26 protein-coding genes, 1 tRNA gene and 1 pseudogene are annotated in these 25782 nt (G+C 40.0%); 19 read left to right on the plus strand and 9 right to left on the minus strand.

Annotated features, from left to right (window positions below; translation table 11 throughout):
• Positions 1 to 68: 68 nt before the first annotated feature.
• Together NSB03_RS15425 and NSB03_RS15430 are read right to left on the minus strand one after the other, a co-directional pair.
• On the minus strand, positions 69 to 500 hold the full coding sequence (locus tag NSB03_RS15425) for a hypothetical protein (RefSeq protein WP_128824420.1): 432 nt from the start codon (positions 498 to 500) through the stop codon (positions 69 to 71).
• Positions 501 to 641: 141 nt separating this feature from the next.
• Positions 642 to 1217 (minus strand): Crp/Fnr family transcriptional regulator, encoded by a 576-nt coding sequence (locus NSB03_RS15430; protein ID WP_024988039.1) that lies wholly within the window; start codon positions 1215 to 1217, stop codon positions 642 to 644.
• A 341-nt stretch (positions 1218 to 1558) separates the two neighbouring features.
• Here NSB03_RS15430 and eno point away from each other — a divergent pair, with 341 nt between their 5' ends.
• On the plus strand, positions 1559 to 2839 hold the full coding sequence (eno, locus tag NSB03_RS15435) for a phosphopyruvate hydratase (RefSeq protein ID WP_024988040.1): 1281 nt from the start codon (positions 1559 to 1561) through the stop codon (positions 2837 to 2839).
• A 94-nt stretch (positions 2840 to 2933) separates the two neighbouring features.
• Here eno and NSB03_RS15440 read toward each other — a convergent pair.
• Positions 2934 to 3007: transfer RNA gene (locus NSB03_RS15440), tRNA-Thr, on the minus strand.
• A gap of 308 nt (positions 3008 to 3315) precedes the next feature.
• On the opposite strand from NSB03_RS15440, the gene NSB03_RS15445 reads away from it, so the two are divergent.
• The 6 genes from NSB03_RS15445 to NSB03_RS15470 are packed head-to-tail and all read left to right on the plus strand — an operon-like array spanning position 3316 to position 7787.
• Entirely contained in the window at positions 3316 to 3873 is a 558-nt protein-coding gene (locus NSB03_RS15445; RefSeq protein ID WP_121766148.1) for a DUF4199 domain-containing protein, read from the plus strand.
• Between the two features lie 29 nt (positions 3874 to 3902).
• Positions 3903 to 4853 (plus strand): glycosyltransferase family 2 protein, encoded by a 951-nt coding sequence (locus NSB03_RS15450; RefSeq protein ID WP_024988041.1) that lies wholly within the window; start codon positions 3903 to 3905, stop codon positions 4851 to 4853.
• 20 nt (positions 4854 to 4873) lie between these two features.
• Positions 4874 to 5425 carry a DUF6452 family protein gene (locus NSB03_RS15455; protein ID WP_024988042.1) on the plus strand — a complete coding sequence of 184 codons (552 nt, stop codon included), beginning with the start codon at positions 4874 to 4876 and terminating at the stop codon, positions 5423 to 5425.
• Positions 5361 to 6158, plus strand: coding sequence for a DUF6048 family protein (locus tag NSB03_RS15460; RefSeq protein WP_257466497.1), 798 nt, complete (start codon positions 5361 to 5363; stop codon positions 6156 to 6158). The genes NSB03_RS15455 and NSB03_RS15460 overlap by 65 nt, the downstream gene beginning before the upstream one ends.
• A 6-nt stretch (positions 6159 to 6164) precedes the next feature.
• Positions 6165 to 6746, plus strand: coding sequence for a manganese efflux pump MntP (locus NSB03_RS15465; RefSeq protein WP_024988043.1), 582 nt, complete (start codon positions 6165 to 6167; stop codon positions 6744 to 6746).
• A gap of 30 nt (positions 6747 to 6776) precedes the next feature.
• Positions 6777 to 7787 (plus strand): FAD:protein FMN transferase, encoded by a 1011-nt coding sequence (locus NSB03_RS15470; RefSeq protein ID WP_135038113.1) that lies wholly within the window; start codon positions 6777 to 6779, stop codon positions 7785 to 7787.
• A 26-nt stretch (positions 7788 to 7813) separates the two neighbouring features.
• Here NSB03_RS15470 and NSB03_RS15475 read toward each other — a convergent pair whose 3' ends face one another.
• A complete protein-coding gene (locus tag NSB03_RS15475; RefSeq protein WP_024988044.1) occupies positions 7814 to 8137 on the minus strand; it encodes a hypothetical protein in 324 nt (107 codons plus the stop codon).
• Complete coding sequence (locus NSB03_RS15480) at positions 8134 to 8265, minus strand: HU family DNA-binding protein (RefSeq protein WP_228099305.1); 132 nt, start codon at positions 8263 to 8265, stop codon at positions 8134 to 8136. Before NSB03_RS15480 ends, NSB03_RS15475 begins: the two co-directional genes overlap by 4 nt.
• A gap of 309 nt (positions 8266 to 8574) precedes the next feature.
• Here NSB03_RS15480 and NSB03_RS15485 point away from each other — a divergent pair, with 309 nt between their 5' ends.
• From NSB03_RS15485 to NSB03_RS15515, 7 genes are all read left to right on the plus strand, one after another.
• The gene (locus NSB03_RS15485; RefSeq protein ID WP_024988045.1) at positions 8575 to 8838 is read left to right on the plus strand and encodes a hypothetical protein; all 264 of its coding nucleotides are present in this window, start codon (positions 8575 to 8577) and stop codon (positions 8836 to 8838) included.
• The gene (locus NSB03_RS20900; RefSeq protein ID WP_473665760.1) at positions 8778 to 9215 is read left to right on the plus strand and encodes a DUF3874 domain-containing protein; all 438 of its coding nucleotides are present in this window, start codon (positions 8778 to 8780) and stop codon (positions 9213 to 9215) included. The genes NSB03_RS15485 and NSB03_RS20900 overlap by 61 nt, the downstream gene beginning before the upstream one ends.
• Before the next feature lie 184 nt (positions 9216 to 9399).
• Positions 9400 to 12369: a type I restriction endonuclease subunit R gene (locus NSB03_RS15495; RefSeq protein WP_024988047.1), complete on the plus strand. Its 2970-nt coding sequence runs from the start codon at positions 9400 to 9402 to the stop codon at positions 12367 to 12369.
• Positions 12370 to 12384: 15 nt separating this feature from the next.
• Positions 12385 to 13548: an AAA family ATPase gene (locus tag NSB03_RS15500; RefSeq protein WP_135038111.1), complete on the plus strand. Its 1164-nt coding sequence runs from the start codon at positions 12385 to 12387 to the stop codon at positions 13546 to 13548.
• Between the two features lie 2 nt (positions 13549 to 13550).
• Positions 13551 to 15176, plus strand: a complete 1626-nt coding sequence (locus tag NSB03_RS15505) for a type I restriction-modification system subunit M (RefSeq protein ID WP_024988048.1) — start codon at positions 13551 to 13553, stop codon at positions 15174 to 15176.
• Between the two features lie 5 nt (positions 15177 to 15181).
• On the plus strand, positions 15182 to 16210 hold the full coding sequence (locus tag NSB03_RS15510; RefSeq protein WP_024988049.1) for a virulence RhuM family protein: 1029 nt from the start codon (positions 15182 to 15184) through the stop codon (positions 16208 to 16210).
• 12 nt (positions 16211 to 16222) lie between these two features.
• Positions 16223 to 17386, plus strand: a complete 1164-nt coding sequence (locus NSB03_RS15515; protein ID WP_194229372.1) for a restriction endonuclease subunit S — start codon at positions 16223 to 16225, stop codon at positions 17384 to 17386.
• Here the strand turns inward: NSB03_RS15515 and NSB03_RS15520 are convergent.
• The gene (locus NSB03_RS15520) at positions 17379 to 18542 is read right to left on the minus strand and encodes a restriction endonuclease subunit S (RefSeq protein ID WP_194229371.1); all 1164 of its coding nucleotides are present in this window, start codon (positions 18540 to 18542) and stop codon (positions 17379 to 17381) included. The genes NSB03_RS15515 and NSB03_RS15520 overlap by 8 nt on opposite strands.
• A 103-nt stretch (positions 18543 to 18645) precedes the next feature.
• Here NSB03_RS15520 and NSB03_RS15525 point away from each other — a divergent pair, with 103 nt between their 5' ends.
• Positions 18646 to 19572 carry a tyrosine-type recombinase/integrase gene (locus tag NSB03_RS15525; protein ID WP_024988052.1) on the plus strand — a complete coding sequence of 309 codons (927 nt, stop codon included), beginning with the start codon at positions 18646 to 18648 and terminating at the stop codon, positions 19570 to 19572.
• A gap of 70 nt (positions 19573 to 19642) precedes the next feature.
• Here the strand turns inward: NSB03_RS15525 and NSB03_RS15530 are convergent, their stop codons facing one another.
• Both NSB03_RS15530 and NSB03_RS15535 read right to left on the minus strand, forming a co-directional pair.
• Entirely contained in the window at positions 19643 to 20014 is a 372-nt protein-coding gene (locus NSB03_RS15530; protein WP_024988053.1) for a DMT family protein, read from the minus strand.
• Between the two features lie 25 nt (positions 20015 to 20039).
• Entirely contained in the window at positions 20040 to 20786 is a 747-nt protein-coding gene (locus tag NSB03_RS15535) for a PP-loop family protein (RefSeq protein ID WP_024988054.1), read from the minus strand.
• Positions 20787 to 20970: 184 nt separating this feature from the next.
• Here NSB03_RS15535 and NSB03_RS15540 point away from each other — a divergent pair, with 184 nt between their 5' ends.
• From NSB03_RS15540 to NSB03_RS15555, 4 genes are all read left to right on the plus strand, one after another.
• Positions 20971 to 22392, plus strand: coding sequence for a tetratricopeptide repeat protein (locus tag NSB03_RS15540; RefSeq protein WP_024988055.1), 1422 nt, complete (start codon positions 20971 to 20973; stop codon positions 22390 to 22392).
• A gap of 17 nt (positions 22393 to 22409) precedes the next feature.
• A complete protein-coding gene (locus NSB03_RS15545; protein WP_024988056.1) occupies positions 22410 to 22889 on the plus strand; it encodes an NfeD family protein in 480 nt (159 codons plus the stop codon).
• 12 nt (positions 22890 to 22901) lie between these two features.
• Positions 22902 to 23903: a flotillin-like protein FloA gene (gene floA / locus NSB03_RS15550; RefSeq protein WP_024988057.1), complete on the plus strand. Its 1002-nt coding sequence runs from the start codon at positions 22902 to 22904 to the stop codon at positions 23901 to 23903.
• A 157-nt stretch (positions 23904 to 24060) separates the two neighbouring features.
• Positions 24061 to 24939 carry a nucleoside phosphorylase gene (locus NSB03_RS15555; protein ID WP_024988058.1) on the plus strand — a complete coding sequence of 293 codons (879 nt, stop codon included), beginning with the start codon at positions 24061 to 24063 and terminating at the stop codon, positions 24937 to 24939.
• Between the two features lie 107 nt (positions 24940 to 25046).
• On the opposite strand, the pseudogene NSB03_RS15560 reads toward NSB03_RS15555, so the two are convergent.
• A pseudogene (locus tag NSB03_RS15560) lies at positions 25047 to 25706 on the minus strand (NAD(P)-dependent oxidoreductase).
• Positions 25707 to 25782: the final 76 nt, after the last annotated feature.

Genomic DNA, 25782 nt, shown 5'->3' on the forward strand with positions numbered 1-25782 from the left:
AAATATACATAAAAGTTCTCTCATATCAGCGGATAGAGAGAACTTTTTTTTCGGTGGGGACTTTTTAGTCAGCCCCCGTACGCAGTTATGAGAAGATGGTCGCCTACACTGTTCAATATCTGCCAATTCTTGAATGTGCGAAATTTCTGTTCGCCCTTCTTTGTATATGGCATCTTGAATTCCGCATATACTAATGTCTGTCGTTTTTCCGGATGATTCTTACGCGCCAGCGTCATGTATTTGATTTCCTCACTCTTGATTTTTTTTCTTCCTTCTTCTGTCTTGATGCTGATGGTCTTGGTTCCGGAAGGCAGGTTAGAGGAACGTTGGCCGCCTATTTGTCCGGCAATCAATTGATTGTCTTTCGTAGTAATTTCCGTTTCATAATAAGTTGTACCACTGATTACTAATTCTACAACTTGGCAAGAATTGAACGTCCATACAAAGAATGTCGCCATAGGAATCAGTAGTAGAAAGCGGGTGATTCTTAAAGGTTTCATACGAGTCTATATTTAAATTGATGAACACAAAATTAAGGCATAGCAGACAAATGATTCTCAACATAGGTTGAGAACTACAAGCATAACATAAAATTCAGAAAAAGGAAAAAATATATTAGCTGAAGATAGGAGCGGAGAATTTTATTCCAATGTATTATTGGTGAATGTCAGTTCTTTCCGGATACGGCTCAGATGTGTAGGCGTTATTTGTAGATAAGAGGCCATTTCTTTGAGAGTAATGTTTTGCAATATATCCGGACATCGCTTCAGCAGAGCAAGATAACGCGCTTTGGGCGACGATCCATGCAAATCCAAGTACCGCATATAAGCTTGTCGAAACAAGCCTTCTGCCAAGATTCGATGCAGTTCCGGTGAATTCGCAAGTTGGTGTTTTAATACGGTGACCGAGCATTGTATGACCTCCGCATCTGTCGCTGCAATGATATTGGTTTTAACAGATTCCTTATTTACGGAACTTAGAAAATCACCAACCAGACCATTACTGAATACAAACCCTGTAATATGTTCGTAACCTTCAGTGTCCGTTATCGTGTATTTGAAATATCCCTTCCTGATAAATCCAAAATACTTGATGACATCTCCCTGCCAGACAAAAACCTCTCCTTTCCGATAATGCTTTACCATTCCGTTTTGCAAACAGATCTCATGCCAGACAGTCATATCCAAATTGTCCATATATGAATTGAAGTTTTCCATATTCTGATTTAACCAACAAGTATGCATTGCAAATATAGCGAAGTTCGATGAATTATCAGCCATGGCTACTGAAATTTATCCCTCAATCATGGTCTATTACAATCCTCTTCGATGTATTCTACTCCTATCACTGTCACCGAACCTCCTTCGGGAAAACATCCACCAAAAGAATCCTCATAATGCCGAACAAATTTCAAACAGGAAACTCCCTGTCACTCCACATTTCCTTCATTACATTCAAACAAAAAGCATCGTCCCGTCGTTATAATATAAGGACGGACTAATGGCTCCACATCAAGTCCGTACTTTTGCAAAAATCTTATTCAAAAACAATAGAAACGATGAAAATTGAAAAAATTGTAGCTCGAGAAATTCTCGACTCAAGAGGTAATCCCACAGTAGAAGTTGACGTAGTATTGGAATCAGGCATTATGGGACGTGCGTCAGTGCCGTCGGGTGCTTCCACAGGTGAACACGAAGCATTGGAGCTTCGCGATGGTGACAAGCAACGCTATGGTGGAAAAGGTGTACAAAAAGCGGTTGACAATGTAAATAAAGTCATTGCTCCGAAATTGATCGGAATGTCTTCACTCAACCAGAGAGGAATCGACTACGCAATGTTGGCATTGGATGGCACCAAGACCAAATCAAACTTGGGTGCCAACGCTATTCTCGGTGTATCTCTTGCCGTAGCCAAAGCTGCTGCCAACTATTTAGACCTTCCTTTATACCGCTATATCGGTGGAACAAATACATATGTAATGCCTGTGCCGATGATGAACATCATCAATGGCGGTTCACATAGCGATGCTCCTATCGCATTTCAGGAATTTATGATTCGCCCGGTAGGTGCTCCTTCTTTCAAAGAAGGTTTGCGTATGGGCGCTGAAGTGTTCCATGCATTGAAGAAAGTCTTGAAAGACCGTGGTCTTAGCACCGCCGTAGGTGACGAAGGTGGTTTCGCTCCCAACCTGAAAGGTACGGAAGACGCTCTGAATTCTATTCTCGCCGCTATCAAAGCAGCAGGATATGAACCGGGCAAAGACGTAATGATTGGTATGGACTGCGCCTCCTCCGAATTCTACCATGACGGTATTTACGACTACACTAAGTTTGAAGGCGAAAAAGGCAAGAAACGTACCGCCGAGGAACAAATCGACTATTTGGAAGAGTTAATCAACAAATATCCTATCGACTCTATCGAAGACGGCATGAGTGAAAACGACTGGGACGGCTGGAAGAAACTCACTGAACGTATTGGTGACCGCTGCCAATTGGTAGGTGACGATCTGTTCGTGACAAACGTCGATTTCCTTGCAATGGGTATCGAAAAGGGTTGCGCCAACTCTATCCTGATCAAAGTAAACCAAATCGGTTCGTTGACCGAAACATTGAACGCTATTGAGATGGCTCACCGTCACGGTTACACTACGGTTACTTCTCACCGTTCGGGTGAAACGGAAGACGCTACTATTGCCGACATCGCAGTAGCTACCAACAGCGGACAAATCAAAACCGGCTCTTTGAGCCGTTCAGACCGTATGGCTAAATACAATCAACTGCTTCGTATCGAAGAAGAGCTTGGCGATTTGGCTGTGTATGGATATAAGAGAATTAAGTAAATCGGCATTTCCCATATGTATACAAAAGAAAAGCATTCAGGTATTTGCCTGAATGCTTTTTTCCTTCGTGAACTGTCTGTATGTCCATTTTTTGAGCCTCTTGTCGGATTCGAACCAACGACCCCGAGATTACAAATCACGTGCTCTGGCCAACTGAGCTAAAGAGGCGGGTGGGTAAGCTAACTATATCGCGCCGCTACAACCAACTACCTTTGCTGCGATCAAGCCCTGGAGGATTCGAAGGGAGCTGGCCGTATAGGACTTACCCGTTTTGCGGTTGCAAAGGTAGGCATTTTTATGAATCCTGCAATAGATATGGATAACTTTTTTCACATAAAAAAACTAACAGACTACATTTCAAGCAATTAAAAATACAAAAAAAATCCCGGCCAGCAACTTTTATTGCTTTATCAACTTTAACAACCAGATTTTCCCTACCAACCGATATTATTTGTACCTTTGTGCGCAATTTATAAATGAAGATGACAGAGAACAGAAGCTATTTACAAAAATATGCCATGCATTTTGGCACGTACATGGGAATCTATTGGATATTGAAGTTCATATTATTTCCGCTGGGATTCCACATACCTTTCCTTTCGCTTTTATTTCTAATCCTGACATTATCCGTACCATTTATCGGATATTATTATGTGAGAATGTACCGGGATAAAATTTGTGGGGGAAGTATCCAGTTTTCGCATGCTGTCCTTTTTACTATATTTCTGTATATGTTTGCCTCCTTGCTGGTAGCTGTAGCCCATTACATCTATTTCCAGTTTATCGACCACGGCTTTATCATCAATTCTTATACACAACTATGGGACGAACTGATGGCAAACACCCCCGCCCTGATTGAAAACAAAGAGATTATAAAAGAGACGATAGACAGTGCCCGTTCACTCAATTCCATAAATATCACCATGCAACTATTATCATGGGATGTATTCTGGGGAAGCCTCCTTGCCATCCCTACCGCATTAATGGTAATGAAAAGAGCTAAAACCGGAAGCGACGAGCCTGCTCAATCGTAATTTGTAATTCGTAATTTAGTAATAAAAAGATGGATATATCAGTTGTAGTCCCATTATTCAATGAAGAAGAGTCACTACCCGAACTCTACGCTTGGATAGAACAGGTAATGCAAGCCAACGAATTCTCATTCGAAGTGATTTTCGTTAACGACGGAAGCACCGACCACTCATGGGAAGTGATAGAAAAACTCAAGACACAATCAGAACACGTAAAAGGAATCAAGTTCCGACGCAACTACGGCAAATCACCTGCACTCTACTGTGGATTCGCCGAAGCCCAGGGTGACGTGGTTATCACGATGGACGCAGACCTGCAGGACAGCCCGGACGAAATTCCCGAACTCTACCGGATGATAACCCAAGACGGTTACGACCTCGTATCCGGCTGGAAGCAAAAAAGATATGACCCGTTATCCAAAACATTGCCTACGAAGTTGTTCAATGCCACTGCACGCAAAGTTTCGGGCATCAAAAACCTGCACGATTTTAACTGCGGACTGAAAGCATATCGCAAAGATGTAGTAAAACACATCGAGGTGTACGGTGAGATGCACCGCTATATCCCCTATTTGGCAAAAAACGCCGGATTCAAGAAAATCGGTGAAAAGGTGGTACATCACCAGGCACGCAAGTACGGCACTACCAAATTCGGGCTCAACCGCTTTGTCAACGGCTATCTGGACTTGCTCTCCCTTTGGTTCCTTTCCAAATTCGGAATCAAGCCGATGCATTTCTTCGGATTGCTGGGTTCTTTGATGTTTCTCGTAGGAATGATTTCTGTCGTCATCGTAGGCGTCAGCAAACTATACGCCATGTCCAACGGTCTGCCCTACCGACTGGTGACCGACTCTCCCTATTTTTATTTGTCACTCACGGCTATGATTATAGGTACACAACTGTTTCTTGCCGGATTCCTTGGCGAACTAATCTCGCGCAACGCACCGGAACGGAACAACTATCAGATAGAAAAGAAAATTTGATTCACATTCAATAATTGACTATGAAGAATTTAGTTCGTATCTTTCTCCTATTGATAATCGTCGGTGCCGCTGTGAGCATCCATAGTTCATGCTCAGACGAGAACGATTGTTCGTTGGCGGGACGCCCGATGATGTATTGCACATTCAAGACCATAGACAAGAGCCTAGACCCGACCAAGGTGTTAAACGACACGCTTGACTCGCTGACAATCAAAGCATTGGGAACAGACTCAATTATTCTCAACAACGAGAAAAAAGTGCATAAGATAATGCTGCCGTTACGCTATACCAGCGATTCTACCGTGTTTATTCTCCAATACAATCCGGTAGACAATCCTGACGATGTAGATACCTTGTATATCGTACAGCAGAATACTCCCTATTTCCAATCAATGGAATGCGGATATATGATGAAACAAAATATCATCAGTGCCAAGTTCGGAAACAGAGCCAATAGTTCGGAGAAAATAGACTCTATCTATCTTAGAAATAAAGAAGCCAATAGTAATGAAATTGAGAATCTACAGATATTCTTTAAATATCGTGACCGCACACCGGATACGGCTGACTAGCCTTTTTCTACTCTTCTACATCGGACTTCCGTTGTCGGCACAACAGCAACGTCCCACCCATACACCCAAAAGAGATCAGAAAAAGAATAAGGTTGTCGAAGTAGATACCATTCCTTTTTACAATGGTACATACATCGGTGTGGACTTATACGGCCCGGGAAGCAAACTTCTTGGTAGCGACTTCATGAGTTCCGAAATCAGCGTGGCAGTCAACCTCAAAAACAAATTCATCCCTACCATAGAATTCGGTATGGGTGGAACAGACACTTGGAGCGAAACGGGCATCCACTACAAAAGCAAAGTTGCTCCATTCTTCCGAATCGGTGTGGACTACAACACCATGGCAAAGAAGAAAGAGAAGAATAGTTATTTGTATGCAGGTCTTCGCTACGCATTCAGTTCCTTCAAATATGATGTATCCACCATGCCCGCAGGCGACCCTATCTGGGGAGATGTTATAGGCAACCCCAGTCTGGAAGACAATTACTGGGGCGGAAGCGTTCCTTTCAGTCATTTGGGAATGAAAGGTTCGGTGCAGTGGCTGGAAATCGTTTTAGGTGTCAAAGTGCGTATTTACAAGAACTTCAACATGGGTTGGTCGGTACGCATGAAATACAAGACAAGCGCCTCTACCGGAGAGTACGGCGACCCGTGGTATGTGCCCGGCTACGGAAAGTTTAAATCGAACAATATGGGAATCACCTATTCCCTCATTTATAAATTGCCTCTTTAGAATACAATGACAGGACTAGAGATTTGGTTGCTTGCAATAGGTTTGGCAATGGATTGCTTCGCCGTTTCGATTGCAAGCGGCATTATTCTGAAACGTACCCAATGGAAACCTATGCTGGTCATGGCTTTTGCGTTCGGGCTTTTTCAAGCAGTCATGCCTTTTATCGGATGGATGTTTGCCAAAAATTTCAGCCATTTCATAGAAAGTATAGACCATTGGATTGCCTTTGCCATTCTTGCTTTCCTTGGCGGCAGGATGATTTGGGAATCTTTCAAAGAAGAAGAATGCTGTCAGTTATTCAATCCGGCAAGCCTGAAAGTGGTATTCACCATGGCAATAGCAACAAGCATCGACGCGCTGGCCGTGGGCATTTCGTTTGCCTTTCTAGGAGTGCAGGGCTATAATGGAATCCTGTCCCCTATCCTAATCATAGGATTTGTTTCATTCGTCCTGTCGCTAATCGGACTTATCTTCGGTATCCAATGCGGTTGTGGACTGGCACGGAAATTAAAGGCAGAATTATGGGGTGGCATCATCCTGGTCATTATCGGAATCAAAATATTAATCGAACATCTGTTTTTCCAATAAAAAGAGTTTTCTCATCAAACAAAAGAGCGTATGAAAACAAAGAAGAATTTCCTTTGGCTGGCTTTCCTGATTCTGGCAACCATCTGGATATTGGCCAGACGCAACCAGCAAACTAACTACTACAGTATCAAAGGTCTGGTATTCGGAACTGTATATAAAATCACCTACGAGCATGAAGGCGATTTAAAACCGGAAATCGAAGCCGAACTGCAACGTTTTGACAATTCTCTATCGCCATTTAACGACAGTTCTGTCATTAGTCGTGTAAACCGTAACGAAGAATTGGTTACCGACAGCTTCTTTCAAAATTGCTTCAACCGTTCGATGGAAATATCACGCGAAACAAAAGGTGCTTTCGACATCACGGTAGCCCCTCTTGCCAATGCTTGGGGATTCGGTTTCAAGAAAGGAGCTTTCCCGGATTCAATCATGATAGACAGTCTGCTACAAATCACCGGATATGAAAAAGTGAACTTGGAGAACGGTGAAGTTATCAAGCAAGATCCGCGTATCATGTTGAGTTGTAGCGCAGTAGCCAAAGGGTATTCGGTAGACGTAGTAGCACGTCTGCTCGACCGGAAAGGTATAAAAAACTATATGGTAGACATTGGCGGTGAGGTAGTAGTAAAAGGTAAAAATCCTTCCAATAATTTATGGCGCATTGGAATCAACAAACCCGTCGACGACTCACTGGCCGTAAACCAAGACCTACAAACAATACTCGAAATTTCAGACTTAGGCTTGGCAACTTCCGGCAACTACCGCAACTATTACTACAAAGACGGCAAGAAATATGCCCATACCATCGACCCGAGAACGGGCTATCCGGTACAGCACAGCATCTTGTCCTCTACCGTAATCGCCAAGGACTGCATGACCGCCGATGCCCTGGCTACCGCCTTCATGGTGATGGGACTGGAAAAAGCGGAGACTTTCTGCAAGGCGAACCCGGAGATTGACGCTTACTTTATCTATAGCGGAGAAAACGGAGAGTTCAAAACCTACTACACGGAAGGAATGAAAAAGTACATAGCGAAATAAAATCCGTTTCTTCTCTTTCATTCTCTTCACATTAGGATAAGTAACAAGCTATCAATTATTTCGTGTGACAACCCGAATAAAAAGCCTTTTTCACATCCTTCACGACCGGACATCATCGCGGAAACGCTTACCATCGCAGAAACGCGACTTATCGTGAAGGATGTGCCGCAAATCTCCTGAAACTCCCGACGGGTCATCATCTGATGTCCGGCAAAATATTCTTTCAACAGCATATCAATCTCCACTCCCGAAACCTTCTCCGAATGACGGACGTACTTGGACTGACTGGCACGGACGTCAACGGAATGTCCTTTCAGACTAGTGTCAGGACGGAAACGAACTGTAATCATGAATGAATCTTGTAACAAAGCATATCCGTATCCACCTTACCATTCATAAAGATACGGGGATGTAACGCTGCCTCTTCTTCTTCCGAAGATGCATTAGGATTTTCATACCAATCAAATACAATAGCCATTACTTCTTATCAATTAAAATGTGTAACTTCATCATAGGACGACTGGAATCGGCTACTCGGACAACTGGAATCGGCTGTTCAGTCAACTATAGTCAGCCAACCGGACAACTCTAGTCGGCTTTCCTCAAATAAGCACTAAAGATACGACAAAGTAACGGCATATCAGCATAAGAAAGCATATTTTTCGTTTCAGGAGAAAATAAACATTTTCTTAGCCAAATACTTACAAACCCCATATTCCATGTTATACCTTAACAGCATCAACCGGTCGAAAAAACAACATTTATTTACTTAACAAAGAAGAAAAATATGAAGACATTAGAATATAACTCGAAACGCCTGGCAAAAAATACGGGTGTTGATGAAAGAATCGCCAAACGTCATCGTTTCATCGAACACCTCAAAAAATCTGATGCAAATATCCAGCCTCAACATATGCAAAGCCTATCAGAAAAATTTCCGGTCGTTCCCCCCGTATCGCTTCTTTCATCGGAACAAGTAACCGTACCGACCTGCTCCGTGACCCGACGGGTAGCCGCAGATTCATCTGTATTGAAGTGGAGCACGATATAGACTGCACCGAAATAGAGCATTCGCAAATCTATGCCCAACTGAAAGAGGAACTGCTTGCAGGCGCCCGTCACAGGTTCAGTAAAGAGGAAGAACATGCCTTGCTGCGTCATAACAGCGCATATTATCGCGTCAATCCCATAGAAGACATTGTGCGCAGCACATACGTGCCTGCCGCGATGGATAAACCGGATTGCCTGTCGCTCTCCGCCGCTATTATTCATCAGGAATTGAGAAAGAGTTTTCCGGCCATACTTCGTAGCTGTACTCCTATCCAATTGGCACAAATCCTGACCGCAGCAGGTATCATCTGGCAGCATACGAGGTTGGGGAATGTGTATCTGGTGAAGAGGATGAAGGATGGTGAAGAGTGGAAATAATGCCGTTCATTCACAGAAAGTAACTGTGAATGAACGGATAAGTTTTATGTGAAAAGAGTGGAGAACGGTTTATAAAAATAAAGTACATTATTCAAGAACAAAAAAGTTTTAGAATCATCTCCGAATATTTGGATATTATTCGTTATCTTTGAAAACTTTATTTCATTAATTAATATCATTTGAGATGATGAGAGAAGCCCAAATAGAAGAACTATTTATAAAAAAGTTAGAAGAGCTCAAATACTCCTATCGCAGAGATATTCGCGACAGAAACTCTCTTGAACAAAACTTCCGAGAAAAGTTTGAATCTCTCAACCGGGTAAGACTGACTGAAAACGAATTTGAACGGCTGAAAGCCGAAATTATAACTCCTGATGTATTTGCCGCTTCGAAGTTGCTGCGTGAAAGGAATTATTTTCAACGTGAAGATGGCACCCCTCTACATTATACATTGGTAAACATAAAAGACTGGTGCAAAAATGAATATGAGGTTATCAACCAATTGAGAATAAACACTGGAAATAGTAACCATCGATATGATGTTATCATTCTTATTAATGGTATCCCAGTAGTTCAGGTCGAGTTAAAAACATTAGAAGTATCACCAAGGAAAGCAATACAACAAATTGTTGATTACAAAAACGATGTTGGCAACGGGTATACCAACTCATTACTTTGTTTTATGCAGTTATTCATTGTTAGTAACAGGAGCGACACCCGCTACTTTGCCAACAACCAAAATCAACATTTTAGTTTTGATTCCAACGAGCAATTTCTACCAGTGTATCAACTTGCAAATGAGCGGAATAGAAAAATCAGACATTTAGACTCTTTTGCAGAACTATTCTTACCTAAATGTACATTGGGGGAAATGATTAGCAAATATATGGTCTTGGTAGAAAGCGAGCAAAAACTATTGATTATGCGCCCCTATCAAATCTATGCAGTAAAAGCAATTGTAAACTGTATTCATCAAAATCGGGGTAACGGTTATATATGGCACACTACAGGTAGTGGAAAGACGCTTACTTCTTTCAAAGCCTCCACATTATTGAAAGATAATCCGGACATAGAAAAATGCCTTTTCGTTGTTGACCGCAAAGACTTGGACAGGCAAACCCGTGAAGAGTTTAATAAGTTTCAAGAAGGAAGTGTAGAAGAAAACACCAATACCGAAACACTTGTAAGGCGACTACTTTCTACAGATTATGCAGATAAAGTCATTGTAACGACCATCCAAAAACTGGGTTTGGCATTGGATGGAAACCATAAAAAGAACTATAAAGAACGCTTAAATTCATTGAGTAAAAAACGAATGGTTTTCATCTTTGATGAATGTCACCGTTCACAATTTGGTGAGAATCATAAAGCTATTAAGGAATTCTTCCCTAATGCTCAATTGTTCGGCTTTACCGGGACACCTATTTTCAATGATAACGCAACACAAAAGACTATAGAGGACGAACATGCCTCCAACAAGACTACTAAAGATATTTTCGAAAAGGAACTACATGCATATACCATTACAAACGCAATTGATGACAAAAACGTATTGCGTTTTCATGTAGAATATTTTAAAGGAAAAGGGAACATTAATCCTAAACCCGGAGAAACCATTACTCAACAAGCAGTGATTGAGGCTATTATAGCTAAGCACAATGCCGCAACTAATTCGAGGAAGTTCAATGCGATTCTGGCAACCGCTTCTATAAACAATGCTATAGAATATTATAACCTTTTCAAAGAAATCCAGAAACAAAAGCAGAAAACAAACAAAGAGTATATACCTCTAAATATAGCCTGCGTTTTTTCACCTCCGGCAGAGGGAAATAAAGATATTCAGCAAATTCAGGAAAACTTGGAGCAAGAAAAAGAAGACAACAAGCAAAATCCTGATGAAAAGAAAGCAGCATTAAAGAGTATTATCAAGGATTATAATAAACAATACGGAACAAATCACAGCATTAATGAGTTTGATTTGTATTACCAAGATGTACAAAAGCGCATCAAAGACCAACAATACAGTAATGCGGATTATCCTCACAAGAATAAAATTGATATCGTCATTGTAGTAGATATGCTACTTACAGGTTTTGATTCCAAATATCTGAACACCTTATATGTAGATAAAAATCTAAGATATCATGGACTGATACAGGCTTTTTCACGTACTAACCGTGTATTAAACGATACTAAACCATACGGAAATATTTTAGATTTCCGCCACCAGGAAAATGCCGTAAACGAAGCTATCGCTTTATTCTCAGGAGAAAAATCTGAAGAGCAGGCGAAAAAAATCTGGTTAGTTGATCCGGCTCCTGTAGTAATTGAGAAATATAAAAAAGCCGTAGCAGCTTTAGGTGATTTCATGCGACAAAATAATTTAGCCTGCGAACCCCAGGAAGTGTATAATTTGAAGGGGGATACTTTGCGAATCGCTTTTGTCAAAAATTTCAAGGAAGTACAACGGTTAAAAACCCAGCTCGACCAATATACAGACTTAAACGAGGAACAACAAACTCAAATTGAAGAGATATTGCCAGAAAATACTTACCGTTCATTCAAAAGTTCGTACATAGAAACGGCTAAGCAATTTAGGGAAATACAACAAAAAGGCGGTGATAATATCCCCATAGATATACAACAACTTGATTTTGAGTTTGTACTTTTTTCCTCAGCATTGATTGACTATGATTACATCATGGGACTAATTGCTGACAGCACTCAAAAGAAACCATCTAAACAGAAAATGACAAAAGCACAAATCATCAACCTGCTTTGTTCAAGTTCTAATTTGATGGATGAACAAGAGGATTTAACTGAATACATAAAAAGTTTGGATTGGAATAATGGGCAAGATGTACAATCGCTACATGATGGTTACAATGCTTTTAAGATAGAAAAAAACGAGAAAGAGCTATCCAATATCGCAAACAAGCACGGGTTAACTGCGTCTGCCTTAAAAGATTTTACAGACAAAATCATGCAACGCATGATTTTCGACGGTGAAAAACTAACGGATCTCCTTGAACCATTAGATCTAAGCTGGAAAGAACGCCGGACGAAAGAACTTGCATTGATGGCAGACTTAGTCCCTCACTTAAAAAAACAAGCTCAAGGGCGTGAGATTTCAGGATTAGCCGCTTATGAATAACATAAAGAAAAGAATATGAGTAACCAACCTAAAATATATAAATATAAAGATTTGTCGGGATTAGCCGCAAGGTTACGTGGCGATCTGGTTGAACATGATTTTGTCTTGCTCTACGCTCATAATGGAACAGGGAAAACCCGTTTATCTATAGAGTTTAAGAATAAAGGAAAAAAGAAAATAAACGGAGACACTCTCTATTTTAATGCTTTCACCGAAGATCTGTTTCATTGGGACAATGACTTGGAAAATGATATGGATCGCGTTCTTAAAATAAATGCTGATTCAAAATTCTTCAATGCATTTAAAGAATTATCCCTGGAAGAGAAAATCTTCGCATACCTAGAACGCTATGCGGAATTTGACTTCAAATTTGATTATGAAAAATGGGAAATAAGCTTCAGCAAGCAGATTCCCAATCCCAAACATAAGTTTAACAACAAAGAGCCTGAGTATATCATTCAGAACAATATTAAAATTTCTCGTGGCGAAGAGAATATTTTTATCTGGTGTATCTTTCTTGCCATCTGCGAACTGACAATAGATGGTGCAGAAGCTTACAATTGGGTTAAATACATATACATAGACGATCCAATCTCCTCGTTGGATGACAATAATGCTATTGCTGTAGCCAGTGATTTATCTCAGTTATTAAAAAGAGGAAAAGATAAGGTCAAATCTGTTATTTCATCTCACCACAGTTTATTTTTCAACGTCGTTTACAATGAATTAAAGCAAAAACCATGCAAACGATATTTTCTACATAAGAATGGAACTGACGGATATACTCTACAGGCAACTGACGAAACACCTTTTTTCCATCATATAGCCATATTGAGCGAACTCAAACAAGTGATGGAGTCGGGTAAAATCAACACTTATCATTTCAATATGTTACGCAGTATTTTAGAAAAGACATCTACGTTCTTCGGATATGACGACTTTTCAAAATGTATTCATGGAGTAGAGGATGAAGTACTCTATTCACGAGCACTAAACCTACTAAGCCATGGAAAATATTCTATTTATGAACCCGTAGAGATGGGGGATGACAACAAAATTCTTTTTATAAAGATATTGCGAGCATTTTTGGATAAATATCAATTTGACTTACCTATTCTTCTAATTGAAGAAGAAAAAGAAGTGATTGATGCGATTAACAAAGAAAAAAAGAAAAATTAAATATGACTGTACAAGATCAAAAACAATTAGGTAAAACCCTTTGGGAAATAGCAGACGGGTTGCGTGGAGCAATGAATGCAGATGACTTTCGTGATTATATGCTATCGTTTCTTTTTCTACGCTATCTGTCTGATAATTATGAAGAAGCTGTAAAGAAAGAATTGGGGAGAGATTATCCCCAGTTGGAAGAAGCCAACAAACATAAAGCTTTAGGAGTATGGTATAAAGCAAATGAAATGGACGTACCGGAATTTGAAAAACAAATGCGCCGTAAAGTTCATTATGTTATAAAACCTCAATATTTATGGAGTAACATTTCAGAAATGGCTCGTACTCAGAATGGAGAGTTGCTACAAACACTTGAAGAAGGCTTTAGATACATTGAAAATGAGTCATTTGAAAGTACTTTCCAAGGTTTGTTTTCGGAAATAAACTTGAATTCGGAAAAGTTAGGCAGAACAGCCTCGGATAGAAATAAAAAACTTTGCACTATTATTCAAAAAATAGCAGAAGGAATTGCCAGATTCTCAACAGATACAGACATCTTAGGCGATGCTTATGAATATCTTATCGGTCAGTTTGCCGCAGGTTCGGGAAAGAAGGCCGGAGAGTTTTATACCCCGCAACAGCTATCTACTATTTTATCTAAAATTGTAATCTTAGATAGTCAAGACCCGGCATTAGGAGAAAAAAATAAATTAGACAGAGTATTGGACTTCGCATGTGGCTCCGGTTCCCTATTATTGAATGTCCGCAGACAGTTAGTGGAAACCGAAGGAAGTATTGGGAAAATATATGGACAAGAAAAGAATATTACCACCTACAACCTTGCCCGTATGAATATGCTGTTGCATGGACTCAAAGATACAGAATTCGAAATACACCATGGCGACACATTGATCAATGACTGGAATATTCTGAACGAAATGAATCCTGCAAAAAAGATGGAATTCGACGCCATCGTTGCAAATCCCCCTTTCAGTTTACGCTGGGAGCCCAATGATACGCTAACAGAAGATTTCCGTTTCAAGAACTATGGCATTGCACCTAAATCGGCTGCTGACTTTGCATTTTTATTGCACGGCTTCCATTTCTTGTCCAATGGAGGAACAATGGCTATCATACTCCCACATGGAGTATTGTTTCGCAGTGGAGCAGAGGAACGTATCCGCACCAAACTACTGAAAGATAATAATATAGATACAGTGATAGGTTTACCTTCTAATCTGTTCTTTTCTACAGGGATTCCGGTTTGCATTTTAGTATTAAAGAAATGTAAGAAATTTGATGATGTTCTTTTCATCAATGCCAGTGAACATTTTGAAAAGGAGAAGAGACAAAATCGCCTGCGGGAAGGAGAAGACGGTAAGCCTAATGATATTCAGAAAATCATAGAAACATATCAATTCCGAAAAGAGGAAGAACGATACTCCCGACGGGTGTCTATGGACGAGATTGAGCAAAACGGTTACAACCTTAATATTAGCAGGTACGTAAGCACGTTCAAAGAAGAAGAGCCCATTGACATACATGCAGTAATGGCTGAAATCAAAGAACTTGAAGCTAAACGAGCTGATTTAGACAAAGAAATAAATGTTTATCTGAAAGAACTTGGATTGATAGAGTAATAACGATGCCGAAGAATTTTGAAATAAAAAATAGTACAGCCGAGTTCCTCATGTTCGTGATGGACGGTAAAGAAAACGGTGTACAAGTGACGTATAAAGACGAAACAATTTGGTGCACGCAGAAGGCAATGGCTACACTATTCGACGTAGGTGTTCCTGCCATCAGTAAACACTTGAAGAATATCTTCGATACAGGTGAACTTTCAGAAAAATCAGTTATTTCCATTTTGGAAACAACTGCCTCAGATGGCAAATCCTACAAAACTTCTTTCTATTCGCTCGATGCTATTATTTCTGTTGGTTACCGTGTGAATTCTGTCCGTGCCACTCAATTCCGCCAATGGGCAACCTATATATTGCGGCAATTTGCCATACGTGGGTATGTTATTGATAAAAAGCGAATGGAAAATGGTTCATTCATTGGTGAAGACTATTTCGAGCATTTGCTTGCCGAAATCAGGGAGATAAGATTAAGCGAACGTCGTTTCTATCAGAAGTTGACCGATATATACGCCACAGCCATCGACTACAATAAGGATGCACCAACTACTCGTCTATTTTTTAAGAAAATGCAAAACAAAATGCACTTTGCCGTACATGGTCATACTGCTGCTGAACTGATAGTAGAGCGAGCTAATGCACAAAAAGAAAATATGGGATTGACAACCTGGGAAAATGCCCCTGACGGGAAAATTGTAAAACCTGATGTGAGCATAGCAAAAAATTATTTGAATGAATTAGAATTAGAGGATATGGGACGTTTGGTCAACGCGACTCTAGATATGGCTGAACGTATGGCAAAACGGCATATCCCTATGACTATGGAAGATTGGGCAAGACGAATAGATATTATCCTCGAAGCTGGAGATAATGCAGTATTGATTGATGCGGGTAAAGTTACCGCAGAGTTTGCTAAATCTTTTGCAGAATCAGAGTTCGAAAAATATCGAATTGTACAAGACAGGTTATTTTGTTCTGACTTTGACCGGTTTGATGACAACGATATCCTTTCATTCAATTTTAACCTTAAATGAAGAATAACAGTTATGGCAAATAATAACAATACAAAAAACCTCAATGTTCCAAATTTGAGATTCCCGGAGTTTAAGGGGGAGTGGAAAAAATGTACGATTGGGGAATTGGCTATCAAAGTGGGTAGTGGTGTAACGCCAAGAGGAGGCGAATCTGTATATAAAATGGATGGGCATTCTTTTGTTCGTAGTCAGAATGTAGGCTTGGGACATCTTATATTGGATGATATTGCTTTTATTGACGAAGAGACACATCTACGTCAAAAGAGCACAGAGTTAAAATTAGAAGACGTGTTGCTTAATATTACAGGAGCATCTATTGGACGTAGTGCATTAGTGAATGAGCAAGTAGTAGGTGGTAATGTTAATCAGCATGTCTGCATTATTCGTACTAAAGAAAATCTCATATCTTCATTTCTCTGCAACTTTTTATTGTCCAATTATGGTCAAAGACAAATAGATAGTTTTCAAGCAGGCGGAAATAGACAAGGCTTAAATTTTGAACAAATTAAATCTATTAAAATTGCTATTCCGTCCACCAAAGAACAAACAAAAGTCGCAAAATTACTACAACTAATAGAAGAGCGTATTGCTACCCAAAGCAAAATAATTGAGAAATATAAATCTCTAATTAAAGGGATAAGATATTACATTTTGGAGGAATCTACACACTACAATTATTTGGGCAACTTATGTGATATCATTAAAGGACATCAGGTTAATTTAGATAATCTATTAAAACATGGGAAATACTACGTTATGAATGGTGGTACGCAGCCTTCTGGATATTATAATTCATATAATACAAATGCAGGTACAATATCTATAAGTGAAGGGGGAAATTCATGTGGTTATGTACAGTATAATAAAGAAAATTTTTGGAGTGGCGGTCATTGTTATACACTCCAAAATATTAAGGGAGAACTGACTGAAAAATATTTATATCATTACTTGAAATCAAATGAAAAAATGATTATGGCTCTTAGAGTTGGTAGTGGCCTACCTAATATTCAAAAAAAAGATTTAATGTCATTACGGATTCCCATACCTGCTAAAGAAAACCAAAAGAAGATTTCTTGTCTATTGGATTCTATTGAAGATAAAATATCTGTTGAAACAAACGTAATGACGAAGTTCATGCAACAAAAGCAGTATTTATTGGCAAATTTATTTATATAAGCAAGTTTGCCAATAAATACTGCTTTTGTTTGGCATATGCATCCAATATCGCCCTTTCTGTTTCTATTTTATTGTCAATAGTTGAAAGAAATCCAGCAATCTTTGTTTGTTCCATTACATCTGGAATATATGATTTATAATTTCCTATGTCATCATTGGATATATTAGGTTGCGCACTAGCTGTTGGAATAGAGCTAATATAATTCTTGAAATTATTTATTTGAACTAATTGATAGAAAAATTCTAAGCACTGTTTTGTTCGGAAAGTTGCAACTCGTTGATTTATATATGCTATTCCCTTATCTTCAATTTTTCCAACTTTACCAAAAGTAGCACCAGACAGAGCCATAACAAAATCGTTTTTTCTAACAATATACTTTTCGTTAGGTGTTTCCGAAGAATATATTCCTGAAAAATTTGACAACTTAATTATTGGTAGGATATCTCCTATTCTTATAACTTTATTTGTTCCTTGGTTGAATAAACTACTTTTAAATGCATATCCACCTTGAATAATTAGTACATCACTTAGTTTTCTTAATTTCCAACTAGAAAAAACATTTCCTTCCTCATCTTTAAAGCGTATCTTTAATGAAAAAATGTTTTGACTCATTGTTTTTTTTAACAACTTCAAGTCTTCAATTATTTTGATTTGAGCTTCAATACGAGAGTCAAGAAGAGATAAAAATGTAGCGATTTTATTCTGTTCCAATTTTGATGGAAGATAGACTACATATTGAATTATCTGTTGTTTATCACCCCTTGGCATCTTTGTACCCTTTGTGCCTAACATTACATAATTAATAAATTTATCATTGGCAATTAAATGATATAAAAACATTGCTGAACACATACCACTATTTCTAAAAACAAACACATCGGTACTGCAACCGCCATCATAACTGGCGTACCAAATTTTCTTTAAATATGGTCTTATATTAGAAAAAAGAATGTCGTCCTTTCTGAACGCAGTTACATTGGTGTTATGAGGAAGAGAAGTAGCTAGAGTCACCCCTTGAAAGTTTTGAAGAATATTTTCTGTTGATACATAATTATCAACAGAAAGAGATGAAGTCGAAATTCTGTCTTTTATATCCCCGACTAATTCACTTAAATGTTTCTTTTTCCACTCCCCCTTAAACTCCGGGAATCTCAAATTTGGAACATCTAAAAAATCAAAAACAAAAAAGGAAATATCCCTTCATAAAATCCTTAATCCTTATCTTACAAGAATATTAATCTATTTAAATTATGAAAGCATGACAGCAAAGAAAACAATTAAAGAAATTACCATTATGTGGAAAGAAGACAAACGTAAATATGTGAAAAGCTCAACATATTCAGCGTATGCCCTAATCTTAGAAAACCACATACTTCCTATGTTTGGAAATAAGTATGAGTTACTCGAAAACGAAGTACAAGAGTTTGTCTTACAGAAACTTCAGAAAGGACTAAGCGCAAAAAGTGTAAAGGATATACTCATTGTACTAAAAATGGTAATGAAGTTTGGAGTAAAACTTGGTATATTATCCCATCAGGATTGGTGCATCAAATTCCCGACACCACAGGAAAACAAACAACTAAATGTACTCAACATTGCTAATCACAAAGCAATATTGCAGTATATAAGCGAACACTTCACTTTTCGAAATTTAGGCATCTATATTTGCCTGACCACAGGAATGAGAATAGGTGAAATCTGCGCACTGACTTGGGATGATGTGGACATTGTCAATGGAGTAATATGTATTCGGAAAACCATTGAACGAATTTATATATTGGATGGTGAAAAAAGACATACAGAAATCATTATCGGTACACCTAAAACTCAGAACTCTATCCGTGATATTCCTATGAACAAGGAATTATTAAAGATGTTACGCCCATTGAAAAAAATCGTAAACGGCAAGTTCTATGTACTTACTAATGAAGAGAAGCCAACTGAACCACGCACCTATCGCAACTATTACAAACGAATGATGGAACAACTCAATATTCCCCCACTGAAATTTCACGGACTACGTCACAGCTTCGCTACACGTTGTATTGAAAGCAACTGCGACTACAAAACCGTAAGTGTAATACTTGGACATTCAGATATCACCACTACATTAAATCTCTATGTTCATCCAAACATGGAGCAGAAGAAACGGTGTATTGATAAGGTTTTTAAATCTATCAAGTAATTAAAAATAGGATAAGGCTAACAAAGTATAGCACTTATCCTATAATCTTATATTCCTCAAAAAGAGTATTTTATTTCATAAACACAAAATACACCGCCGCAATCAAACAAACGAACGCCGCCAAATGATTCCAATGCAACGCTTCACCCTTGAAAAACACAGTTGTAAACACTGTAAAGATGACAAGAGTTATCACTTCCTGAATCACTTTCAACTGCATCAACGAAAACGGGCCGCCGTTGCCGATAAATCCGATGCGGTTCGCCGGTATCTGACATGAATACTCGAAGAAAGCAACCGCCCAACTGAAAGCAATCACACCTATCAACGGAAGAGCTGCGAACCAGCTATATTCCTGTTTCATTTTCAGATGTCCGTACCAGGCAAATGTCATAAAGACATTAGACACGATGAGCAACAAAATTGTATATATTCCTTTCATAACAATCTATTCTAATTTATCTGTTTTAATCTATTTTATTCGGTAATAAATCTTCCTGTACATTCGTCATGCTTCCCCAAAGGCTATATCGAGCTTCCGGGTTCATCGCTTCCAGTTGCCGCAAAACACCTTTCATATCGCTCCGGCTGGACTGCGATTCGTAAGGACAGTTCTTCACCTGCTTCCGATAGCCATGCAAAGCCGCCAATTCTATCAAATCCGATTCATGAACCATGCACATCGGACGGATGATCGTCATATCAAACTTCTTCATCACCAACCGGGGCGGCATAGTACTGAACGCACCCTGATAAGTGATATTCATCAGCAATGTTTCCAAAATATCATCCATATGATGCCCCAAAGCAATCTTGTTGCACCCCTGCTCCTTGGCAACCGTAAACAAGGCTTTACGCCGATTCCACGAACAAAGGAAACAGGGAGACTTACGCGTATCCGTAGAAGGGTCAAATGAAGTCTCGTATTGAAGAAAAGGCACTCCGCAGGCTTCACAATGCGCTTTCAAATACTCAGTATCACTCTGATAAGGAATATTCCGCATCACCACATGGACGGCAACGACAGAAAAACGAGGTTTGTAGATACGTGCGCGTTTGCCCAACAGTTCTACAAGCGCCAACGAATCTTTCCCGCCCGACAATCCGATGAGAATTTTATCACCTTCTTCTATCAGTCCATATTGCACCACTCCTTTGTTGAACCGCTTATCAATGCGGCGAATGGTTTTCTCTTCTTCTGTAAATTGTGCCATATCTTCAAAAATCGGCTGCAAAAGTAAGCGAAAAGAATGATTTAAAGAAGAATTAACATAATAGATTCTCTGAAAAAGGGTTTATTTCTAATAAATTTGTACTTTTGAACAATTGAAAAATTGACAGATGCCCGGAAGTAGCAGTACTTTCAAACAATCCGTCACTCATAAACGATAAATAACGATGAAAGGGAAATATATTCTATTTTTATTTTGCAGTCTCTTCCTTGGTGAAGTTTCCGCGCAAACACTCGAACAGGCGCGCACCTTATTTACAAAAGGTGACTACGAAAAAGCCAAACCTGTATTCAAAAAGTATGCAAAATCCCAACCTTCCAACGGAAATTATAATTATTGGTATGGCGTATGTTGCCTGAAAACCGGAGAAGCCGAGGAAGCGGTAAAACCACTCGAAATGGCAGTAAAGAAACGCATAGCCAGCGGTCAGCTCTACTTGGGGCAGGCTTATAATGAAACTTATCGCTTTGAAGAAGCGGTAGAATGTTTTGAAGAATATATAGCCGACTTAAAGAAGCGTAAAAGACCGACAGAAGAAGCAGAAGGGCTGTTGGAAAAGAGCAAGGCAGATCTTCGTATGCTGAAAGGTGTGGAAGATGTTTGCATTATCGACAGCTTCGTTGTGGATAAAGCTACTTTTCTGAATGCTTATAAAATCAGTGAAGAATCAGGCAAGCTGTTCACGTTCAACAAATTCTTCCAGACAGAAGGGGAGCATGAAGGGACTGTTTACGAAACCGAAATCGGAAATAAAATCTATTATAGCGAAAAGGGTGAAAGAGGGAATTTGGACATATTCTCAAAAAACAAGCTGCTGAACGAATGGAGCAACGGGCGTCCGCTTCCCGGCAGCATCAACGCTTCCGGCAATGCCAATTATCCGTATGTTATGTCGGACGGCATTACTATTTATTATGCAAGTGACGGTGAAGGGTTGGGCGGATATGACATTTTCGTCACCCGCTACAACACGAACAGCGACACCTATCTCGTACCGGAAAATGTAGGTATGCCGTTCAATTCTCCATACAATGATTATATGTATGTCATTGACGAATATAATAATCTGGGTTGGTTTGCTTCCGACCGCTTCCAACCGGAAGGGAAAGTCTGCATCTATGTATTCATCCCGAATAATTCAAAGCAGACATATAATTACGAAGCGATGGATCAGAAGCAGATTATCCGCTTGGCACAAATCCATTCATTGAAAGAAACCTGGAAGGACAAACAGGAAATCAGCGAAGCATTGCAACGCTTGGAAGCTGCTATCAACCACAAACCGAAAGAACGCCGTGTCGTTGATTTTGAATTTGTCATTGATGACAACACAACGTATTATCAGATAAATGATTTCAAGTCCGCCAAGGCCAAACAGCTTTTCCAACGCTATCGGCAGATGGAGAAAGACTTTCAGCAACAAGAAAAAAAATTGAACAGCCTGCGCCAGCAATATTCCACAAGCAACAAGCAGGGAAAAGAAAGAATCGCTCCTGCCATCCTCGACCTGGAAAAACGCATATTGCAAATGTCAGGCGAACTGGATGCTCTGGAAATCAATGTACGTAACGCAGAAAAAACGAAATAAATTAATAACACTGAACTATGGATATACTCATTATCACCGTTCTCATTATTGCCGCAGTCATACTGTTTCTTGTAGAACTGTTTGTCATTCCGGGCATCAGCCTGGCAGGAATTTCGGCATTGGTTTGCATACTTTATGCCAACTACTACGCATTTACCAATATAGGAATGGCTGGAGGATTTGCCACTTTGGGTATATCGGCCGTCGCCTGTATAGGGTCACTGGTCTGGTTTATGCGATCGAAGATGCTGGATAAACTGGCTTTGAAAAAAGACATTGACTCGAAGGTAGACCGTAGCGCTGAACAAAGTGTGAAAGTCGGTGACACAGGTATCAGTACTACCCGTCTCGCACAAATCGGTTATGCGGAAATCAACAACAAAATCGTTGAAGTCAAATCAATGGACGGTTTCCTGGATGAAAAGACCCCAATCATCGTCAACCGCATCAGCAACGGAACAATCATGGTTGAGAGACAAAAAAATAATATTCACTAATACAAACTATCAATGGAATCATCTTTTTACTTGCCTATCTTTCTGATAGCCGGAGGTATTATCTTCCTGATAATATTTTTCCATTACGTGCCTTTCTTCCTTTGGCTGTCGGCCAAAGTATCGGGAGTGCACATCTCACTGATACAGTTATTTCTAATGCGCATCCGTAATGTTCCGCCGTATATCATCGTGCCGGGCATGATTGAAGCTCACAAAGCCGGTTTGAAAAACATCACCCGTGATGAGCTGGAAGCCCACTACCTGGCTGGCGGACACGTCGAGAAAGTCGTCCACGCACTGGTATCCGCATCGAAAGCGAATATCGAACTGCCTTTCCAGATGGCTACGGCCATTGACTTGGCAGGACGTGACGTATTCGAAGCCGTACAGATGTCTGTTAATCCGAAAGTGATTGACACTCCGCCTGTAACGGCTGTTGCCAAAGACGGTATCCAGTTGATTGCCAAGGCTCGTGTTACGGTACGTGCCAACATTCGCCAGTTGGTCGGTGGCGCAGGTGAAGACACGATCCTTGCCCGCGTAGGCGAAGGTATCGTTTCATCTATCGGTTCTTCGGAAAATCATAAGTCGGTACTCGAAAATCCGGATTCTATCTCCAAGCTCGTACTTCGTAAAGGGTTGGATGCAGGAACAGCTTTCGAGATTCTGTCTATTGATATTGCAGACATCGACATAGGTAAAAACATCGGTGCCGCCTTACAGATTGACCAAGCTAACGCGGACAAGAATATCGCCCAAGCAAAAGCCGAGGAACGCCGCGCAATGGCTGTCGCTTCCGAACAGGAAATGAAAGCAAAAGCACAAGAAGCCCGTGCGAAAGTAATCGAAGCGGAAGCGGAAGTTCCTAAAGCAATGGCAGAGGCATTCCGCAGCGGCAATCTGGGTATCATGGATTACTACCGGATGAAAAATATCGAAGCAGATACCTCGATGCGCGAAACGATTGCCAAACCGGCAAACGGCAACATTGGCAACCAGCCATTGAGCAAATAAGTTACTGTAAACGCTGGAACCCGGTTTCATTTCAGTTCCAAGACGTATTCTCCCTTTTCTACGGAAAAAGAAAGATGCTTCTTCTGAACTTAAATCTGGTTCCGGCGTTTCTATTTATAGATACAATCATATTGTAAAACTAAAACCTTTCAATAGCATGAAAAAGTACTTTCCATCCTCAGAATTGATTATCAACGAAGACGGTTCGGTATTCCATCTTCACGTAAAGCCCGAATGGCTGGCAGATAAAGTAATCCTGGTAGGCGACCCCGGACGTGTAGCACTCGTGGCTTCTCATTTCGAAAACAAAGAATGTGAAGTGGAAAGCCGCGAATTCAAAACTATCACGGGTACATATAAAGGAAAGCGGATTACGGTGGTTTCTACCGGAATCGGTTGCGACAATATCGACATTGTCATGAATGAGTTGGACGCTCTCGCCAACATCGACTTTAACACACGGGAAGAGAAGGATGATTTCCGTCAATTGGAATTGGTGCGTATCGGTACATGTGGTGGTTTACAGCCTAATACTCCGGTAGGTACATTCGTTTGTTCGCAGAAGTCTATCGGCTTTGACGGGTTATTGAATTTCTATGCCGGACGCAATGAGGTATGTGACTTGCCTTTCGAACGTGCTTTCCTTAATCATATGGGTTGGTCGGGAAATATGTGTGCCCCTGCTCCCTATGTGATTGATGCCAGCGAAGAACTGATTGACCGGATTGCCAAAGATGATATGGTGCGTGGTGTTACGATTGCTGCCGGTGGTTTCTTCGGTCCTCAAGGACGTGAGCTTCGTGTGCCGTTGGCAGACCCGAAACAAAATGACAAGATTGAAGCATTTGAGTACAAAGGTTTCAGGATTACTAACTTCGAGATGGAGAGTTCGGCTTTGGCAGGACTTAGCCGGTTGATGGGACATAAGGCGATGACTGTCTGTATGGTGATTGCCAACCGGCTGATTAAGGAAGCCAATACCGGATATAAGAATACGATTGATACGCTGATTAAGACTGTTCTTGACAGAATCTAAAAACAGACTTATCTGAATTTAACAGTGTCCAAATAAAAAACGGCTTGAATATTATTACATGTATATCATGTTGATTCAAGCCGTTTTTTTTCTAATTTATTCTCTCATCAATATACAATTATGAATCTCTCCTGATGATGCTTCGGATGCTCCAGTTCGTCAATCATTGCAGCAGCATAATCCTCTACGGAGATATGGCTATTTCCCACAATATCTATAATCATGTCATCTTTGCTAAGACGGTAGCGTCCGGTACGTACACCCGGTCACATATCTGCTGCCGGAGAGAAAAACACCCAGTCTACCTTTTTTTCTTTCTTCAGGAAATTCAGATAGAATTCTCCCAACGCTTTGACTCCCGGTAAAATATTTTCAGGAACTTCGCCGGAATCCATCAACCGCAATCCCGGAGCAATGAATAAAGAACCGGCACCGCCAACCATCAGAGAACGGTTAATTCCTGCCTTCTTTATCCCATTAACAATAGTCAGATAGACTTTGATTGTCTCATCATATATATTAGGATTGCTCCATCCTGGATTAAATGCACTGATAACGGCATCTGCTCCTTTACAAACTTCAGCCACTTCATTGAGCGAAGACACATCCACCTTCACTACTTTCAGATTTTCATTTTGTATCTTTATCTTTGCAGGATGACGAACCACGGCAGTCACTTCAAAACCACGATTCAGAACCTCATTCAGTATGTCCGAACCTACAAAACCACTCGCACCTGTAAGGACAACCTTCTTTACTCTCTTCATTAAGTACATGACAAAAATTTGAAAACATCGAATTTTGGGGTATAAGTCGGACGCAGAAGTATTGTTGAAATCTCCT

Origin of the sequence: Bacteroides acidifaciens (assembly GCF_024623065.1) — a bacterium.
GTDB lineage: Bacteria > Bacteroidota > Bacteroidia > Bacteroidales > Bacteroidaceae > Bacteroides > Bacteroides acidifaciens.

Excerpts from the sequence above, each read along its gene's own strand:
- NSB03_RS15425 (WP_128824420.1), bottom strand. The coding sequence starts at position 500 with ATGAAACCTTTAAGAATCACCCGCTTTCTACTACTGATTCCTATGGCG.
- NSB03_RS15430 (WP_024988039.1), bottom strand. The coding sequence starts at position 1,217 with ATGGAAAACTTCAATTCATATATGGACAATTTGGATATGACTGTCTGG.
- eno (WP_024988040.1), top strand. The coding sequence starts at position 1,559 with ATGAAAATTGAAAAAATTGTAGCTCGAGAAATTCTCGACTCAAGAGGT.
- NSB03_RS15445 (WP_121766148.1), top strand. The coding sequence starts at position 3,316 with ATGAAGATGACAGAGAACAGAAGCTATTTACAAAAATATGCCATGCAT.
- NSB03_RS15450 (WP_024988041.1), top strand. The coding sequence starts at position 3,903 with ATGGATATATCAGTTGTAGTCCCATTATTCAATGAAGAAGAGTCACTA.
- NSB03_RS15455 (WP_024988042.1), top strand. The coding sequence starts at position 4,874 with ATGAAGAATTTAGTTCGTATCTTTCTCCTATTGATAATCGTCGGTGCC.
- NSB03_RS15460 (WP_257466497.1), top strand. The coding sequence starts at position 5,361 with ATGAAATTGAGAATCTACAGATATTCTTTAAATATCGTGACCGCACAC.
- NSB03_RS15465 (WP_024988043.1), top strand. The coding sequence starts at position 6,165 with ATGACAGGACTAGAGATTTGGTTGCTTGCAATAGGTTTGGCAATGGAT.
- NSB03_RS15470 (WP_135038113.1), top strand. The coding sequence starts at position 6,777 with ATGAAAACAAAGAAGAATTTCCTTTGGCTGGCTTTCCTGATTCTGGCA.
- NSB03_RS15475 (WP_024988044.1), bottom strand. The coding sequence starts at position 8,137 with ATGATTACAGTTCGTTTCCGTCCTGACACTAGTCTGAAAGGACATTCC.
- NSB03_RS15480 (WP_228099305.1), bottom strand. The coding sequence starts at position 8,265 with ATGGCTATTGTATTTGATTGGTATGAAAATCCTAATGCATCTTCGGAA.
- NSB03_RS15485 (WP_024988045.1), top strand. The coding sequence starts at position 8,575 with ATGAAGACATTAGAATATAACTCGAAACGCCTGGCAAAAAATACGGGT.
- NSB03_RS15495 (WP_024988047.1), top strand. The coding sequence starts at position 9,400 with ATGATGAGAGAAGCCCAAATAGAAGAACTATTTATAAAAAAGTTAGAA.
- NSB03_RS15500 (WP_135038111.1), top strand. The coding sequence starts at position 12,385 with ATGAGTAACCAACCTAAAATATATAAATATAAAGATTTGTCGGGATTA.
- NSB03_RS15505 (WP_024988048.1), top strand. The coding sequence starts at position 13,551 with ATGACTGTACAAGATCAAAAACAATTAGGTAAAACCCTTTGGGAAATA.
- NSB03_RS15510 (WP_024988049.1), top strand. The coding sequence starts at position 15,182 with ATGCCGAAGAATTTTGAAATAAAAAATAGTACAGCCGAGTTCCTCATG.
- NSB03_RS15515 (WP_194229372.1), top strand. The coding sequence starts at position 16,223 with ATGGCAAATAATAACAATACAAAAAACCTCAATGTTCCAAATTTGAGA.
- NSB03_RS15525 (WP_024988052.1), top strand. The coding sequence starts at position 18,646 with ATGACAGCAAAGAAAACAATTAAAGAAATTACCATTATGTGGAAAGAA.
- NSB03_RS15530 (WP_024988053.1), bottom strand. The coding sequence starts at position 20,014 with ATGAAAGGAATATATACAATTTTGTTGCTCATCGTGTCTAATGTCTTT.
- NSB03_RS15535 (WP_024988054.1), bottom strand. The coding sequence starts at position 20,786 with ATGGCACAATTTACAGAAGAAGAGAAAACCATTCGCCGCATTGATAAG.
- NSB03_RS15540 (WP_024988055.1), top strand. The coding sequence starts at position 20,971 with ATGAAAGGGAAATATATTCTATTTTTATTTTGCAGTCTCTTCCTTGGT.
- NSB03_RS15545 (WP_024988056.1), top strand. The coding sequence starts at position 22,410 with ATGGATATACTCATTATCACCGTTCTCATTATTGCCGCAGTCATACTG.
- floA (WP_024988057.1), top strand. The coding sequence starts at position 22,902 with ATGGAATCATCTTTTTACTTGCCTATCTTTCTGATAGCCGGAGGTATT.
- NSB03_RS15555 (WP_024988058.1), top strand. The coding sequence starts at position 24,061 with ATGAAAAAGTACTTTCCATCCTCAGAATTGATTATCAACGAAGACGGT.